Source organism: Nannocystis pusilla, from assembly GCF_026626665.1.
Taxonomy (GTDB): domain Bacteria; phylum Myxococcota_A; class Polyangia; order Nannocystales; family Nannocystaceae; genus Nannocystis; species Nannocystis pusilla.
Genome location: NZ_JAPNKE010000002.1, coordinates 8,235,533 through 8,251,406 on the forward strand (window position 1 = coordinate 8,235,533; position 15,874 = coordinate 8,251,406).

The following is a 15,874-nucleotide window of genomic DNA, read 5'->3' on the forward strand; positions in this document are numbered from 1 at the left end:
GCCTCGCTCCCGCTTCGTTCTTGTCTGGCTGCATGGTCATGTCCTTTCGCGCATGTCTTTAAGAGAAGGTCAATCTCGAAGGTTGCCGCCGAGCGCCACGAACTGGTCGAGGGCCAGCGCCGCCTCGCGCACCCCGGCGGTCGGGTCGTGGCACACCGGAGACAGCCCGAAGCCCTCCGACCACGCCCCGCCGAGGTCCTCCTTGTCGGCCTCGATCGCCTGCACCAGCGCACGCACGGCCCGCTGCGTCTGCACGCAGGCCGCGCCCTCGAGCGCCATCAGGGCCTGGGCCGCCAGCGCCGTCAGCACCGGCGCGCCGAAGCTGCCGTCCTCGCGCTGGCGCCCGCGGAGCTGGCGCTCGACCGTCTGCCGCAGCGGGTGGGTCGGCGGGCACAGGGCCGCCGCGCACAGGCCGACCTCGGCGAGCGTCGCCACGTCGATGTAATCGGATGTCCGCGAGGACATATCAGATGTCTTCGAGGACAGGTCCATCGTCACCCGGCGCCACAGGAACTCGAGCCCGCGGGCCACGCGGTCGTCGTCGCCCTGGAACCCGAGGCGGGCCAGCGGCGCAGCGCCGCCGCGGTCACGCGCACGCGCCCGGGCCCGTGCGGGTCGCCGGCCGTCAGCAGGGCGACGTCGCGGATCGGGAAGCGGGTCATGAACACGTCGGACTCGCCGCGCTCGAACCGGCAGAACCCGCCGTCGAGCTCCTGCATCGCCAGCAGCACCTCGACCGCCCGCCGCGCGGCCGCGCGGATCCGCGTCTGCAGCGGCGACGACTTCGGCGCCGCCGCCAGCGCCTCGAGCACCGCGCAGGTCGACAGCGTGTCGACGTAGCGGTCGGCCCCTGGCTCGTACGGCCAGCCGCCCGCGGGCGCGTTGACCCGCAGCTGCCACTCGCCGGGCGCGGTGACCTCCTGGTCCAAGAGCCAGGTCAGCATCGCCTCGGCGTCGGCGTCGCCGGCGGCCAGGGCCACCCGCACCAGCCGGGCCGTGGTCGCCAGCGGCTCGCTCACCTGCCCCTGGGCCAGGTGCACCGCCTGGCCGATGGTCCCGCCGGCGAAGCGGGTGCGTCCGCGCGCGCGCCGGAGGTAGTCGAGGCCCTCGCGGATCCGCGGGTCGTCGAAGCTGGCCCCGAGCACCCGCAGCGCCATCAGGCTGAGGAGCGTCGGCTGGGCCGAGAACCACCCGCCGTGGCGCTGCTGCGCGTCGACCAGCCAGCGCTGCACGCGGGCGAGCGCGGTCGTCAGCACCGGCCCGCGCGGCAGCTTGCGGATCACCTTGACCGCCTGGTCGAAGCTCTGCAGCAGATCTCCCGCCAGTCCCGGCTGCGTCAAGCGCGGCAAGATCGGCTCGCCGTCGGGCCGCGTGAGCAGCAGCGCCCGCGGGTCCGACAGGTGGACCCGCGCCGGCGCGCGCGACAGCAGCAGGTACGGCGTCATCACCCCGCGGCCCCACGGCGCCACCCGGCTCGGCGACAGGATCGCCCACGCCGGCAGCAGCCACAGCTCGGCCGGGAAGGTCGGCACCCAGCTCCACGGGATCGCGTCGGCCATCGCCAGCCACATGCGCACCGCCGCGTTGGCGCGCTGGGCCCCGCCGAGCTCGTGGACCACGCGCCTGGCCCGCACCAGGTGCTCGGCCGACGGGTCGTCGCCCGCCTCGACCAGGGCCCACCAGCCGAACACGGTCAGGGACAGGTCGGGCCCGCCGCCTGGCAGGTGCCACGCCCCGGAGGGCTGCTGGTCGGCGCGGATCCACCGGGCCAGGCCTGCAGCTTCTTCGGGAGTGAGGTCGTGGAACAGGCGATCGGCCAGCAGCACCTCGCACGCGAGGCTGATGTCCGGGACACCCAGGGACCAGCGCGGCTCGCTACCGGCGCGCCCGCTCACCGCCGCCCGCTGCCGCCAGACGGCCGCGCGAGCGAACACTCGGGTCTGCGCCGCTGCCAGCCGCTCGTGAAGCGTCGATTTCGCCGCCGTAGCCGTCATGAGGCGCCGGCGACGCTAGCACGCGGGACCCAGCGGCCTGGTGATGCCCGTCACAGTCAAACCGCCGATCGGACACCGTCCAGGCTCATGCGCAGCCGCCGCCGCGCGCCCGTGAAACCGTCCGCGCGGCCCGCGGCGAACGTGCTTGCGACCCGGCGCTCGGGTTTGCAACACTGGCGGCGATGTCCCGCCTCTCGCTCATCGCCGCTCTCGGCTTCTGCTCTACCAGCGCTCTCTTCGTGTCCGCCTGCAAGGAGGAAGAAGAGGAGCCGTTCGGCTTCACGTGTGTGGAGCTGATCCAGGCCGAGAACCAGGACGAGAACCCGTTCGTCGGCACCGCGAAGATCAAGGTCACTCTCAAGTACGAGCCGTGCCTGATCGACTACTACACCAAGACCAACGTCGACCAGGCGATGAACGGCAAGGACGGCGAGGCCGTGTTCGGCGAGTGGGCCGAGCGCCTGTGCAGCGAGAGCGTCTCCGACCCGCTGGTCGCCTGCGAGGTCGAGAGCTTCGCGCAGACCCTGCAGGCGTCCGAGACCAACCCGATCTATCAGATGACGGTGACCTACCGCGTCACCGACCCGAGCAAGATCAGCGGCCGCACCCTGCTGTGGGGTCCTGGTCCGGTCGAGGCCTACGCCGACTGCTCCAACAACCAGCGCCCCTTCGTCAAGCTCACCTTGCCCTCCGACGTGATCGGCATCGACAAGGACAACAAGACCTTGTGGAACGCCCAGTCGTGGGCCAACCCGCGCGGCATCATGCAGCGCAACACGGCCGGTTGCATCCAGGCGTCGATCGCCCGCCAATGAGCCGCCGACATGACGCTCCGGCGCGTGGCCTTCGCGGCCGCCCTGGCGTGTAACCCTCCGGCGAGCAGCGAACCGGCCCCCGTCGCGCCGGTCGAAGCTGCCCCGCCGGAGCCGACCTGCGAGGAGCCCCCGCCCGGCACCCTCGCCTGGCTCCCCGAGCTCCCCGACCCGGCCCGTCGCCCCGACGCGCTCGCCCCCACCGAGCCGCGCCCCGTCGCGACCGCCCCGCCGTCGACGCACGCCGTCGCGACCGCCCCGCCGCCGACGCGCCCCGTCGCGACTGCCCCGTCGCCGACGCGCCCCGTCGCGACTGCCCCGTCGCCGACGCGCGTCGTCGCGACCGCACAATCACCGTCGACGCCCCCCGACGCGACCGCTCGATCGTCGTCGACTGGTTCACCGCGCACCGAAGCGACCGCTCTCGGCGCGGCCGCCCGCGAATCATCTGCCCGTTCGGACATGCCCGCCCAGACATGTCCCTGGGTACTCTTCGAAAAGGACGGCGAGCTCGCGGTGCGCCCGCTCGGCCGCGGAGAGGCCGCGCCGCCGCACGTGCGCGCTCCGGTGCCCGTCGTCCCGCCGGCCGGGTGCCGCCCGTGTCGCTGGTCGGGCGTGGTCACCCCTGCGGGACCCATCTTGCTCGCGGTGCGCCCGTCCCCCGACAGCGAGCTGGCCGCCGAGGCCTGGCTCGGCGCCGGCATGCCGCCCGACCCGCGCATCGACCTCGAGCCCGCCCCCGTGGTGTTCACCTCCTTGTGGTTCGGCCAATCTGGCTTTGGGGACAGCACGCTTCAGGGCCCTCCCTGGGCCCTCGCCCCGCGCCTGTGCGGCCGCTCCCTCGTCCTCCTCCCCACCCCGCGCCTGCCCGGAGCCGGGGTCGAGGAGCCCCCGCCCGCCCTCGTCCGCGCCGCCGGCGTCTACGCGGCCGCCGGCGGCGAGCTCCTGCGCCAGGACACCTCTGTCCCTTCGGACATGTCGATCTGCACCGGCGTCCCGCTCGAGCTGCCCTGACCCGCAGCCCACGCCTCGACCTCTCGCTCGAGCTGCCCTGACCCGCAGCCCACGCAGGGCAACTCGGATCCGAACTTCTGGGGCCCGACGTCGCGGGGCGCTGAGTTCCGATCGGTGCTCACGAAGATCGAAGGGGTCTCGCGCATGCCGCGGCGTCTCTACCTCTCGGTCGTCGCCAACCGTGAGGGAGTGGGAACCGCAAGGCCCGCAACCAGGACAAGGTGGAGACCGCAGCGTCCGCGGCAGCGATCGCGGCCGGTCCCGGTCGCAAGAACCCGACGCCGAAGTTCGCCACCTCCATCGCGGGCGCGGGCTCCGGCGGACTGTTCGGTGCGCTCGCCCCCTACGTCGCGTGCACGGGCCTCGACGAGGACTTCATGCCGTACCTCGACGAGGACTACACGATCATCGAGGACCCGATCGTCGCGGCGATCTGCGCCGCGAAGTACTACCAGCGGATCGTGATCTACTACCCGACGGCGTTTGCGGGCGGCACTCCGACGCCCGAGGACAACTACCGCGTGCGCCTCGGATGGGCGAGCCCCAACGAGCTGAAGAAAGACCCCGGGGGCAAGCTGTTTCAGGCGGTGAAGGGCCGCATGGACGAGGACCTCGCCGAGCTGGGCCTCAAGATCACCGACCTCCCTCCGCCGGACGCATCACGCTGGCCCGGCCTCAAGGCCGTGGTCGAGGGCATGAAGGGCCTGACACCCACGTGGAAGTGAGGCCGCACGATGGCCAGCAATAACACACGGGCACTCGCTCGGCTCGGTCTCGACAGCATGGCGAACACCAGGGCGCTCGGGTGGGGCATGAGCAGCGCGACGCGCTCACTTCGTGTCGGTGCAACAGCACTTGATCGCCCTAGCGCCAACGTTCCACATCTGGGGTTCGTCGCACGCCATGATCTTGTTGACACCGTTAAGGTCGTCCTCGCACCACATGAGATTATTGAAAGTTCGAGTCGTGATTCCGGCCCCGCAAGCGTTCTCGGCGCACGTCTCGCCAAACGATTGACAAGCAGCGGTGCAGGTGTCCAGGCCTTCATCGAAGTTGATGCATCGGCTAAGCGCCGGCCCGCATCCTCCGGCCTCGCATGCGTCCTGCCCAGAATCGCACGTACGGCCGCAGAAACCGCAGTTGAGGCCATCGAGGGCCAGGTCAGTGCAAGTGCCGGCACAGGCAGCACCACCCGCGCAGACCAGTTCGAGCGTGAGATCGTCGGTCGCCGTGAGCCCGCCCTGATCGAAGAACACCGCGCGGAACCCTCGCGGGCTCTCGCCGCCGTCGAACTCGATCGGCTGCGTCTGATGGAGCTGCGCCCAGGACAGCGAGAGCGAGTAGGCACCCGGCTGTCCCGCGGCGACGAAGACCCCGAACTCGAGCGACTCGTCGGCGCTGCGGAGGGTCCCGCCGACGATGTCCGCGACGCCGTCAGGGTCGGTCAGGATGGCGTTGAACGTGACCGACTCGTCCTGCGTGAGCGTGGCGACGTTCGTGCCGAAGCTGAGGAACATCGGCGCTCCCTCGACGGGTGTCGTGCCGGTCGTCGGCGTCGAGCTGGTCGCGTCCGTCGAGGTCTCGCTCGAGCTGGTGTCGTCCTCGGTGTCGGAGGTCGGCGGGTTATTCGTGGTCGCTGGGTTCGTCGTCGGTGCAGTTGTGGGTGTGGTGGCCGAGGTCTGCGTCATCGACCCGTCGTCTCCGCAAGCCGCCGCCAGGATGAAAAGGCTCGATATCGTGCGCCCGTACTTCATGGCGAGCATCTTGACACAGCCCTGCCACCAGCAGGGCACCATCGCTCCCACGCCGCATCGCGCCTGAGAGACGGCTCTCCGGTCCAGGGCCGGCGAGCTGGGGTGCTGCCGCTCCCGTCCGAAAGGAAGGTGAGCGATGGCGAGTAGCAACACACGGACGCTCGCTCGGCTCGGCCTCGGCGGTGTGGTGCTTGCCGAGTCCATGGCCGCATGGGCGCGATGGGAGCGGCGGCGGGCCCTGTGTTCGCGGCGGCGGCCGAGCGCGCTCGTGTCGAGCGGCGCAGGTTCGTGGTCGTGCTGCCCGAGCGGGAGAGCTCGATCACCAGGGCGCTGCGCGTCTACGAGATGGGCCGCCACTACCCCGAGGTCTTCCACATGCGGCGGATTCCGGTGGTGTCGTCGGTGGAGCTCGAACGTGGTCGAGTCGATCGGATCGCCAGCGACTCGGCGGTGGTCTACGCGGCGTGCGTGCTCGAGTACGTCTCGGATGTCCGCGCCGCGATGGACGAGCTCCTGCGCATGGCCGGCACGGTCGAGAACATCTTCGTCGTGACCGTCCAGCCCTGGACGCTCACGGCGACGCTGCACCCGCAGGCGCGGTGGGCCGGCATCGCCGACACACATACGGTCTCGATGGATCCGATCACGGCGCTGCATCGCGGCTTCGCGGCGGGACTCGTGCTGAGCCTCGCCGCGGTGTCGGCGACATCGGAGCGGGGGCCGGACGAAGCCCAGGGCGACGACGACGACGGAGCGATCGACGCGCACACGGTCGTGCAGGTGGACGAGGACTTCAAGTAGGGGGTGGACGGTGAAGCGCATGGTTGTTGGCGGGCTCGCCGCGGCGGGCGTGGTCGGAGCGGGGATCTGGCTCAAGCGCCAGGTGATCCAACAGGCGTTTCTCGCTCCGGAGCCGGACTCGCAGGTGGGTCGCGTCGCGGTCGAGCGCTTGTACGGAGGCGGCGATGCCCGACCTCTCGCTCGAGCTGCCCGGACCCGCAGCTTCGCCTCAACCTCTCGCTCGCGCTGCCCGGACCCGCAGCCCACGCCCCGGCCTCCCGCTCGAACTGCCCTGACCCGCAGCCCTCGCCCCGACCTCTCGCTCGCGCTGCCCCTGACCCGCAGCCCTCGCCCCGACCGCGAACGAGGAGATGCCGCGAGAGCTCACCGTCGTCACCGACCTATCTGCACGGAGCACGTCCCTGCCGTCCTGTGATCGATCCGGCTGCAGCGATGACGAGGATCAGCCAGACGGCCGCCGCCGGCATCGTCTTCGGGGACATTGGCGGTGAAACCAACACGATCGTGGTGGGCTGAACGTCTCGAGCTCGCTGCGGAGCCGGAACGGCGGGCACGACGATGGGTGGAAGTCCTTTGGGTTCACAGGCGAATTCCTTCCGGGCTGGGCCTTGGGCCGGTGCCCATTCACCGAGAGGGTAGCGCCGGCGGATTTTCGCCCCTGATCACCAGGCAGCGCACTGAACCCTCGGGCCCCTCCAGCGGCCTCTACGAATCGTTTTAGGTGCTCTGCGTACAGTCGCGCACGGGCTTCACTCGCTCGCCGAGTGTTCCCTCTGCCTGGCATGAAACGATCACCGCGCTCGACGAGCGATGGCAGTGATCGTCCGGCGATCTCACGCCCATCCCTCTCGCGCTCGAGCGCTCGTCGCGGAGAGAGCCACGCCGTTATTGAAGCGAGACGGCGGCTGTTCGGCGGCCAGACCTGGCCGTCGAACAGCCGCGCCATGACCTGTCCCCGGGGATATCCGCCATCGAAGCCCACGACGGCGAGGCGGCCTCTCACGGCTGCAGCCGTGCCAGGGGTCCGGGGAAGGGCCGGCCGCGAATTAGAGGCAGGATGGGTGCGAGGAACGAGCGCGCATCCTGCCGGTTAACTCGCGGCCGGACCTTCCCCGGACCCCCCGCGAGGCGCAGTCGGCAATATGCGAAGCGACGACCAGCCACACCGAGCCAAGCGACCAGCCGCGCCGAGCCCAGCGAAACAACCACTCGTGCCAAGCACACTTGCGGACCACAGTCATCCGACCCGGCTCTTCGCACGACCCGGCGCCGTCCGCCCTGCCGCGCAAGCCCCCCTGCTCCAGCGCAATTCGAGCGCATTGGGGTCCACAAGCCCGCGCGCCGCCGCCCATGTCCCAAAAGACATCCCCCGCCGACCGTACCAATCGTATACTCCCCGCATGAAGTATCGCTTGTGGTCCGCTCTATTGTTCATCGTCGCTTGCAGCCCCAAGTCCGAGCCCGGCGACACCGACTCGCAGACCGGCACCGAGACGGCGGGCGCCACCCAAGGTTCGACCGGCGAAGCCTCCGTCACCATGGGGCACAGCCAGACCTCGGCCAGCCCGAGCGAGCCCCTCACCACCACTGTCGGTCAGACCGTCACCACCTTCCCCACCAGTGACGGCACCACCCTCGTCCCGGTCACCGAGGGCTCCATCACCGACCCCAGCGACACGCACTCGAGCACCGTCACCACCGACGTCATCTCGACCTCGCTCATCCCCGAGACCACCGACTTCACCACCGGCATCTTCTGCAACGACCCCCCCGCCCAGCCGCAGAACTCCTCCTGCACCGACGCCAGCGGCTGCGGCTGCGAGTCCGGCAAGTGCTTCGTCGTCCCCGCCCTCGGCGGCTTCTGCGGCGAGTGCCTCGGCGACGACGACTGCCCCGACGGCGGCTGCACCGTCATCAACCCGGTCGCCGGCGTCGGCTCGAAGTGCAACCTCGGCAAGGCCGGCGACGGCTGCGAGAGCGACGCCGCGTGCACCGACCCCACCGCATCGGACTGCAGCCCCGTGCTCGAGGTCCCCGGCATCATCACCGTCGCCACCTGCGGCGAGTGCAAGACCGACCTCGACTGCCCCCCGCAGGCGCCCCACTGCACGCCCGACTACGACATCCCCGACTTCAGCGGCCAGAAGAAGTGCGAGCCCGCCGACTCGCTGCCGCAGAACGCCGGCTGCGACTTCGACGGCACGGGCAACCAGGCGTGCGCCTCGGGCTTCTGCGGCGAGGCCAACATCATGGGCCTGCTGAAGCTCGGCATCTGCGGCCAGTGCAACAGCGACGCCGACTGCCCGGTCAACCAGAAGTGCAGCGACCCGCTGGTCGACCTCGACATGGGCCTCCTGATCGGCTCGGTCTGTCAGTGAGCTCCGCGCGAGCGCGACCCTCGCCGACCCGCGCTATCCTCCGGGCATGACCCGCGACGACCTCGACCCGCCGTCCTCCGAAGTGGCCAGCGAGTGGCGCCCGGTCGAGGCTCCCCCGCCAGCGACCGCGACGACGAGCTCATGCGCAACCCGCCGCCCGGCGAGCACCATCTCGGCCGATTCGCCGGTTACGCGGCCGCCCGGCGCATCCGCCGCGTCCTGATCGCCTGCCTCGCCGTGCTCGTCGTCGGCACCATGTTCGCCTGGTACCGCTGGGCCCGCCGCGGCGCCGAGCCCACGGCCCTGCGCCAGTTCGAGCTCCCCGCCGGCACCGACACCTCCGAGCGCCCGCGCGTGCTCGCCTGGTCGCAAGGCAAGGCGCGCCTCGGCCTCACCCGCGAGCCGCCCGGCGTCGACACCATCGAGCTGCCCGACCGCACCCTGAAGCTCAAGGACGGCTCCGACATGGCTCAGTTCAAGGTCGTGGTGGAGGACGGCAAGACCACCGCGATCGAGCCGGTGTCCGGCGAGATCGTGGAGCTCTTGCACCCCGGCGCCTCGCCGCTCCTGAAGCCCTGAGAATCTCGCCCGCTCCGCGCAGCCACATGTCCCTCGAGACATATGCTCGCGGCGTGCCCCGGGCGCCACATGTCCTCCGAGACACGTGCTCGCAGCGTCGCCCACGCCTGCGCACCACATGTCCTCCGAGACATATGCTCGCGGCATGCCCCGGGCGCCACATGTCCTCCGAGACACGTGCTCGCAGCGTCGCCCGTGCTCCGCGCACCACATGTCCTCCGAGACATGTGCTGGCAACGTCCCCCTTGCCCCGGACGTCGCATGTCCTTCGAGACACACCCGCTCGGCGTCGCCCGAGCCTCCACCCAGCCCGGCGGCGCCCCGCTCACGGCGCCAGGATCGCAGCGAGCTCGGCCGGCCACGGCGCCGTGAACTGCACCTCCGCGCCCGGCCTCGGGCGGCGCCCCGCTCACGGCGCCAGGATCGCAGCGAGCTCGGCCGGCCACGGCGCCGTGAACTGCACCTCCGCGCCCGTCTTCGGGTGCGGCAGCGTCAGCGCCGCAGCGTGCAGCGCGTGGCGTTGCAGCCCGAGCTGGGCCCCGAGCTCGTGCAGCTTCCGCCCGCCCTCCACCACTTTAAAGTTCTTCTTCGGGCAGCCCGTACAGCTTGTCGCCGACCACCGCGTGGCCGATCTCCGCCAGGTGGACGCGGATCTGGTGCTGCCGCCCCGTCTCGGGCAGCGCCTCCACCAGCGTCACCGGCCCCTTATTGCAATTCGCCGTGCCGCAGCGGACGCACCGTCGTCACCGCCGGCAGCCCGCCGTCGGCCACCGGCACCGGCCCCATCTTGATCCGGATCTTCGAGCCGATCGCGAACCCGAGTGACATGTCGATGCGGACATGTTCCTCAAGACAGCCGTGGACCAGCGCCAGGTACCTCTTGCGCACCTCGCGGCCGAGGAACGCCTTCTTGAGCGCGGTCGCCGAGCCGGCGCGGCGGCCGAACACCATCACCCCGGACGTCTCGCGGTCGAGGCGGTGGGCCATGTCCCAGCCGTGGCCGGGCCCGAGGCGGTCGCGCAGCACCTGGGTCAGCGTGTGGCGGTGATAGCTGGCCGACGGATGCACCGGCAGACCGGCCGGCTTGTCGATGACCAGCAGCGCCTCGTCCCTGTAGATCTCCCGGTAATCGAGCACCACCTCCGGCTCACGCGGCGCGGGCCTGCGGATCACCAGCGCCTCGCCGGCGCGCACGCGCTGGGACGCGCGCAGCAGCACCTCACCGGTGTCTGCGCGCCGGACCTGGCCGTTGTCGACGATCGTCTGCACGCGGGTGCGCGACAGCCGGGCGATCCGGCTCGAGAGGAAGCGGTCGAGGCGAAAGCCGTCGCGGGCCGGGTCCACGACCAGCGGGATCTCGATGAACTCCTCCGGGGGCTCGCTCACCGCGGACATGCTATTCTCGCCCGCGTATGTCCGAACCTGGTCCCAAGCCGACGACCGCGACCCAGCCCGAGCCTGCCCAGGGTGGCGCGCTGTGGGCGCTGATCGTGGGCGGCGCGATCCTCGTGGTCGCCGCGCTCCTCATCTTCTGGCCCGGGGGTGACGCCGCCTCGGGCGCGGCCGGGGCCGGCAAGAGCAAGGGCAGCGCCGGCCAGCAGGCCAGCCTCGCCCAGAGCGGCGGCGGCCCGGAGTCGCAGGCCCTCGGCGTCGGCGCCCGCGACTACGACCCCAACCGCGGCAACGGCAAGGCCCGCATCAACCCGTCCATCCTCCCGGTCGGGCCCAAGTCCGACTCGCTGGCCCCGCCGAAGAAGCCCAAGCCCGAGCCGACCAGCTTCGCCAGCGCCGGCGCCGAGATCGCCTACTGGGAGAAGAAACTCGACATCGCGCGCAAGGACCTGGCCCAGCGCACGATCTTCCTCGAGCGGATGAAGAAGGTGAAGGAGAACGCCCGCACCTCCGAGCAGATCGAGCTCGCCGAGCGCCGCGGCGTCGTCGTCGAGAAGAACTACACCGACCAGAAGCAGCTCGTCGAGGAGCTCGAGCAGAAGGTCGCCCGCCTCAAGGAGAAGCAGCGCCAGTCCGGCCTGTGACCGTCCTGAGCAGCCTGTCCCGTGTGACAGGTCCGAAGGGGCATGCTCGCGAGCATGCCCCTTCGTGCATGTCCGAACAGTCAGCCATCGTCACTCGGGCAGCAGGAGCCCCAGCGCCGCCGCTCGCTCGACGCGCAGGTCGGCGTAGGGCCGGTCCCACAGCGGCGAAGCGGCCGCGTCCCAGGCCTCGACCGGCAAGAGCCCCGCGGCGGCCAGCTCGGCCAGCAGCAGCGCCTCGGCCTCGGGCTCGCGCGAGAACGGGAACGGGTTGCGCACCTGTCCTTCGGGCAAGCTGGGATAGACCGCGTCGTCGTCGGCGATCAGCTGCTCGAGCTCGCGGGCGCGGCGCTCCTGGTGGTCGATGAAGGCCGGCGCGAACGGCCCGACCCCCGCGCGCTCCTCCGGCTCGCGCTGGACCCACTTGGCCCAGTCGTAGCCGTACAGGAAGTCGTGGACGTAGCGGAAGCGGATCACCGTGTTGTGGCCGTAGAGCGCCTGCAACCCGGCGATCTGGCGCCCCAGGGCCGCGAGCGCGCCCGGGCCCGCGCGCAGCAGCTCGGCCGCCAGCAGCTCGGTGTCCCAGTAGATGTTGCCCGGGAACGCGGCGGCGGCCGCCGCCTCGATCTCCCGCAGCGCCGCCGTCAGCTCGGCCGCTGCGGGCGAGCCCCCGGCCACGTGGGCCACGACCTCCTCCACGCTGCGGCTGCGGCCGCGCCCCGGCGCCAGCGACCGCCCGGGCCAGCTCATGCCCACCCCACCGCGCGCAGCACCACCAGCGCCAGCGCCAGCGCCAGGGACGAGCCCCAGATCAGGCGGTGCAGCGCGGTCTTGTAGCGGCCCTGGGCCTTGAAGCAGTTGGTCAGCGCGTGCGGGCTCTCGCGGGTCAGCGCGCGCCACGGCAGCGCCGCCGCGAGCACGGCGATCTGCACCGGGATCAGCGGGAACGCGCCGCCGCTGGCGCGCACGGCGAACATCCAGGCGATGAGCCCGGCGAACGCCGAGTACTCGGCGGCCCGGCGCGCGGCCCGGTTGCCGTACATCGTCGTCAGCGTCGCCTTGCGGCCGCGGCGGTCGCTCTCCTCGTCGGACAGCCCGCTCGCCGCCGCCGACGCGAACGCCAGCAGCGCCAGCCCCGGCAGCGCCCACACGTACCACGGCGAGGTGAGCTGCCCGCTCTGGGCGTACGCGCTCCACCACGGCACGAGCACCCCGACCCCGAGCGCCTCGACGAACTCGCCCGCCCCGCGGTCGTTGAGCCGCAGCGGCGGCGCCGAGTAGACCAACAGCAGCCCGAGCCCGATGACCGCGCCGAGCATCAGCCCCGGCCGCCCGGGCAGGAACAGCTCGCCGCACATCGCCACCGCCAGCGCCATCACTCCGAAGCCCGCGCCGGCCAAGAGCACGCTCTCGGCCGGCAGGATGGCGTCGGGGATCGTCTTCGGCGAGCCCGCCTCGGGGAACATGCGCCGCTTCAGCGCGTCGACGTCGGCGTCGAACCAGTCGTTGAGCAGCACCACGTAGATCGTGGCGAACACCGCGAACGCCAGGCCGACGACCGCGGCGCCGACGCTGAATGTCCCCGAGGACATGACCCCGAGGACCTGTCCCAAGAGCGCGGGCGCCAGCACCTTCGGCCAGCTGGCCGGCTTGAACGCGTGGAGCCACCGGCGCAGCGGCGAGGCGAAGGCCGGGTGCATCCGTCAGCCCTGCGCGCGGGCCAGCTCGGCGTCGATCGCCTCCGACAGGCCGGCGACCGAGGGGTTGCCTTCGAAGGTCTGGCCGTTGATGTAGAAGCTCGGCGTGCCGCCGACCCCCGCCTCGCCGGCGACCTTCATGTCGGCCTCGACGAGCGCGCCGACGCGGGTCAGGCACTCGTCGAGCTTGCCCTGGTCGAGCCCGACCTTGGTCGCCAGCTCCTTGAGCTTGTCGGTCGACAGCTCGCGCTGGGCCGCGAAGATCTCGTCGTGCAGCGGCCAGAACTTCTCCTGCTCCTGCGCGCACTGGGCGTACTCGGCCGCCGGGCGGGCGTTCGGGTGGAAGCTCAGCGGGAAGTGGCGGAACACGAACTGCACCGGCTTGTCGGCGTACTTGTCCTTCAGCTGCTTGAGCGTCTCGGCCGCGCGCGAGCAGTACGGGCACTCGAAGTCGGAGAACTCGACCACCTGCACCTTCGCCTCGCTGCTGCCGATCCACGGCGAGTGGGTCGCCGCCAGCTCGAGCGCCGGCGGGCGCACGTCGGGCAAACGCTTGTCGATCGAGGCGGTCGCCCGCAGCTCGTTCAACATCGTCATGAACACCTCTTCCGACTTCTCGGCCTTGATCGCCTGGACCACCTGGTCGCGGACCTGGTCGAGCGGCGGCGCGTCGGGCGACTTGCGCGAGTTGTAGAACGCCTCGATGTCGGCGTCGCTCGGGGTCGGCACCGCCGCCTCCATGCGCTCCTGCACGAACTCGTTGATCGGCTTGCCCGCCTTCTCGGCCGCGGCGGTGAGCACCTTCTGCTGCACGAGGTTCTCGAGCGCGGCCTCGCGCACGCGTGCGACCTCGCTGCAGTACGTCCGCAGCGCCTTGTTCTCGGCCTGCGTGAGCTGCTCGCCGAGGTCCTCGAGCTTGACGTCGACGCCGTTGACCTGCGCGACCACCGAGCCGGGGGCCAGCTTGAGCGAGGCCTGCTCGCACAGCGACGAGCCGGGAGCGGCCGCGGCGCGCATCGCCGGCGGGCCCGACGGCGCCTTCGTCGTCGTGGTGGAAGCCGGGGCGCCCGCCGCGGCGACCTGCTTGTTGGCGGGCGGCTTGCCGCGCTCGGACAGACAACCAGCCGCGAACACGAGCGCCGCGGCACCGATCAGGGTGCGAACATGCATGAGCGGCGCGAAGGATATCCGCGGCCGGCTCGCGCCGCCACCGCCGTGGACCGGGCTCAAACACACGTCCGGGCCGCGGCACGGCGATTGCCCGGTCTGCCGCGTCCGGCGTAGGTTCGGCGCGTGAGCTCGCGTCGCCCTCGCTCGCCTGCCATCTCGGGCTTCGTCCTGTTCCTCGCGTGCAACCGCGGCGCTCCGCCGCAGCCGCCGAGCGACGTCGCCGCACCCGCACCCGACGTCGCAGGTCGCACCGCGGCGCCCGCGATCGTCAGCGACGGCCCGCCGCGCCTGTTCCGCAACGCCCGCATCATGACCGCCGCCGGCGACATCTTCGAGCGCGCCGACCTCCTCGTCGTCGGCGGCCGGATCTCCGCCGTCGGCCCCGGACTCGAGGCCCCCGACGGCGCCGTCGTCGTCGACGCCACCGGCAAGACCATCACCCCCGGCGTCATCGACACCCACTCGCACCTCGGCGTCTACGCGGCGCCCGGCCTCAACGGTCACAGCGACGGCAACGAGGCCAGCGCGCCCAACACCGCCCACGTGCGCGCGGAGGACGGCTACTGGCCGCAGGACCCGCAGATCGATCGGGCCCGCGCGGGCGGGGTGACGACGGCGCAGATCCTGCCCGGCTCGGCCAACCTGATCGGCGGGCGCAGCGTGACCGTGCGGTTCTTGCCCGACGCGCGCAGCGTCGACGACGTCAAGTTCCCCGGCGCGCCCTACGGCCTCAAGATGGCCTGCGGCGAGAACCCCAAACGCGTCTACGGCGACAAGGCCGGGCCCAAGACGCGCATGGGCAACATCGCCGGCTTCCGCGACGCCTTCCAGAAGGCCAAGGAGTACGAGCGGACCCTGGCGAAGTACCACAAGGACCACGCCGACTGGGAGAAGAACAAGGACAAGCCGCAGCCCGCCGGCAAGGACGGCCAGCCCGGCAAGCCGCCGGACGAGCCGCAGCCGCCGACCCGCGACTTCGGCCTCGAGACCCTCGGCCTCGTGTTGAAGGGCGAGATCCTGGTCCACAACCACTGCTACCGGGCCGACGAGATGTCGCAGATGCTCGACCTGGCGAAGACCTACGGCTTCAAGATCCGCAGCTTCCACCACGCGGTCGAGGCCTACAAGATCGCCGACCGCCTGGCCGCCGCCGACACCGCCGCCTCGATCTGGGCCGACTGGTGGGGCTTCAAGGCCGAGGCCTTCGACGGCATCCTCGAGAACGCCGCCCTGCTGCACGCCGCCGGCGGCCGCTCGATCATCCACTCCGACAGCCCCACCGGCATCCAGCGCCTCAACCAGGAGGCCGCCAAGGCGATGCACGCCGGCCGCCGGATCGGCATCGACATCAGCGAGAACGACGCCCTGCGGTGGTTCACCGCCAACGCCGCGTGGGCCCTCGGCATCGACCACGAGGTCGGCACCCTCACCCCCGGCAAGCGCGCCGACCTCGTCGTCTGGTCCGGCAACCCGTTCAGCGTCTACACCCGCGCCGAGCAGGTCTACATCGACGGCGAGCCGGTCTACCTCCGCGGCCAGCTCGAGCCCGGCACCGACTTCGAGCTCGGCTACAACCCGGGCGCCGCCCCGCCGGCCCCGGTCTCACCTGCCCCTTCCAACATGTCCCCTGCGAACTGACCGA

18 protein-coding genes are annotated in these 15,874 nt (G+C 71.5%); 9 read left to right on the forward strand and 9 right to left on the reverse strand.

Annotation, left to right across the window (positions count from 1 at the left end; all coding sequences use genetic code 11):
• Positions 1-69 precede the first annotated feature (69 nt).
• Positions 70-531: a hypothetical protein gene (locus OV079_RS36280; protein WP_267774085.1), complete on the reverse strand. Its 462-nt coding sequence runs from the start codon at positions 529-531 to the stop codon at positions 70-72.
• Entirely contained in the window at positions 495-1,895 is a 1,401-nt protein-coding gene (locus tag OV079_RS36285) for a hypothetical protein (RefSeq protein ID WP_267774086.1), read from the reverse strand. The genes OV079_RS36280 and OV079_RS36285 overlap by 37 nt, the downstream gene beginning before the upstream one ends.
• A gap of 281 nt (positions 1,896-2,176) precedes the next feature.
• Between OV079_RS36285 and OV079_RS36290 the strand changes: the two genes are divergently transcribed.
• The 3 genes from OV079_RS36290 (at position 2,177) to OV079_RS36300 (ending at position 4,545) form a co-directional block, all read left to right on the forward strand.
• A complete protein-coding gene (locus tag OV079_RS36290; protein ID WP_267774088.1) occupies positions 2,177-2,809 on the forward strand; it encodes a hypothetical protein in 633 nt (210 codons plus the stop codon).
• A gap of 459 nt (positions 2,810-3,268) precedes the next feature.
• Positions 3,269-3,820 carry a hypothetical protein gene (locus tag OV079_RS36295; protein WP_267774090.1) on the forward strand — a complete coding sequence of 184 codons (552 nt, stop codon included), beginning with the start codon at positions 3,269-3,271 and terminating at the stop codon, positions 3,818-3,820.
• 221 nt (positions 3,821-4,041) lie between these two features.
• Positions 4,042-4,545, forward strand: coding sequence for a hypothetical protein (locus OV079_RS36300; protein ID WP_267774091.1), 504 nt, complete (start codon positions 4,042-4,044; stop codon positions 4,543-4,545).
• Positions 4,546-4,650: 105 nt separating this feature from the next.
• Here OV079_RS36300 and OV079_RS36305 read toward each other — a convergent pair whose 3' ends face one another.
• On the reverse strand, positions 4,651-5,337 hold the full coding sequence (locus OV079_RS36305) for a hypothetical protein (protein ID WP_267774092.1): 687 nt from the start codon (positions 5,335-5,337) through the stop codon (positions 4,651-4,653).
• Between OV079_RS36305 and OV079_RS36310 the strand changes: the two genes are divergently transcribed.
• The 4 genes from OV079_RS36310 to OV079_RS36325 all read left to right on the forward strand — a co-directional run bounded on the left by OV079_RS36310 (position 5,318) and on the right by OV079_RS36325 (position 9,332).
• The gene (locus OV079_RS36310; RefSeq protein WP_267774093.1) at positions 5,318-5,641 is read left to right on the forward strand and encodes a hypothetical protein; all 324 of its coding nucleotides are present in this window, start codon (positions 5,318-5,320) and stop codon (positions 5,639-5,641) included. The two genes, OV079_RS36305 and OV079_RS36310, sit on opposite strands and share 20 nt — an antisense overlap.
• A 143-nt stretch (positions 5,642-5,784) precedes the next feature.
• A complete protein-coding gene (locus tag OV079_RS36315) occupies positions 5,785-6,375 on the forward strand; it encodes a hypothetical protein (RefSeq protein ID WP_267774095.1) in 591 nt (196 codons plus the stop codon).
• A 1,400-nt stretch (positions 6,376-7,775) separates the two neighbouring features.
• Positions 7,776-8,753 (forward strand): hypothetical protein, encoded by a 978-nt coding sequence (locus OV079_RS36320; RefSeq protein WP_267774097.1) that lies wholly within the window; start codon positions 7,776-7,778, stop codon positions 8,751-8,753.
• A gap of 141 nt (positions 8,754-8,894) precedes the next feature.
• Positions 8,895-9,332 carry a hypothetical protein gene (locus OV079_RS36325; protein WP_267774098.1) on the forward strand — a complete coding sequence of 146 codons (438 nt, stop codon included), beginning with the start codon at positions 8,895-8,897 and terminating at the stop codon, positions 9,330-9,332.
• A 409-nt stretch (positions 9,333-9,741) separates the two neighbouring features.
• Here OV079_RS36325 and OV079_RS36330 read toward each other — a convergent pair whose 3' ends face one another.
• Genes OV079_RS36330 through OV079_RS36340 form a run of 3 tightly spaced genes read right to left on the reverse strand, consistent with a single transcriptional unit; the run spans position 9,742 to position 10,718 of the window.
• Positions 9,742-9,903, reverse strand: coding sequence for a hypothetical protein (locus tag OV079_RS36330; protein WP_267774099.1), 162 nt, complete (start codon positions 9,901-9,903; stop codon positions 9,742-9,744).
• Between the two features lie 4 nt (positions 9,904-9,907).
• Positions 9,908-10,030, reverse strand: a complete 123-nt coding sequence (locus OV079_RS36335) for a hypothetical protein (RefSeq protein ID WP_267774100.1) — start codon at positions 10,028-10,030, stop codon at positions 9,908-9,910.
• Positions 10,031-10,037: 7 nt separating this feature from the next.
• Entirely contained in the window at positions 10,038-10,718 is a 681-nt protein-coding gene (locus OV079_RS36340; RefSeq protein WP_267774101.1) for a pseudouridine synthase, read from the reverse strand.
• 26 nt (positions 10,719-10,744) lie between these two features.
• Here OV079_RS36340 and OV079_RS36345 point away from each other — a divergent pair, with 26 nt between their 5' ends.
• Entirely contained in the window at positions 10,745-11,368 is a 624-nt protein-coding gene (locus OV079_RS36345) for a hypothetical protein (protein WP_267774102.1), read from the forward strand.
• Between the two features lie 90 nt (positions 11,369-11,458).
• Here OV079_RS36345 and OV079_RS36350 read toward each other — a convergent pair whose 3' ends face one another.
• From OV079_RS36350 to OV079_RS36360, 3 genes are read right to left on the reverse strand one after another with little or no spacing between them, the layout of a single operon-like run.
• Positions 11,459-12,115 carry a ferrochelatase gene (locus OV079_RS36350; protein WP_267774104.1) on the reverse strand — a complete coding sequence of 219 codons (657 nt, stop codon included), beginning with the start codon at positions 12,113-12,115 and terminating at the stop codon, positions 11,459-11,461.
• The gene (locus tag OV079_RS36355) at positions 12,112-13,065 is read right to left on the reverse strand and encodes a prenyltransferase (protein ID WP_267774106.1); all 954 of its coding nucleotides are present in this window, start codon (positions 13,063-13,065) and stop codon (positions 12,112-12,114) included. The genes OV079_RS36350 and OV079_RS36355 overlap by 4 nt, the downstream gene beginning before the upstream one ends.
• 3 nt (positions 13,066-13,068) lie before the next feature.
• Positions 13,069-14,232: a thioredoxin domain-containing protein gene (locus tag OV079_RS36360; protein WP_267774107.1), complete on the reverse strand. Its 1,164-nt coding sequence runs from the start codon at positions 14,230-14,232 to the stop codon at positions 13,069-13,071.
• 123 nt (positions 14,233-14,355) lie between these two features.
• Between OV079_RS36360 and OV079_RS36365 the strand changes: the two genes are divergently transcribed.
• Entirely contained in the window at positions 14,356-15,870 is a 1,515-nt protein-coding gene (locus OV079_RS36365) for an amidohydrolase (protein ID WP_267774108.1), read from the forward strand.
• The last annotated feature ends 4 nt before the right edge of the window (positions 15,871-15,874 follow it).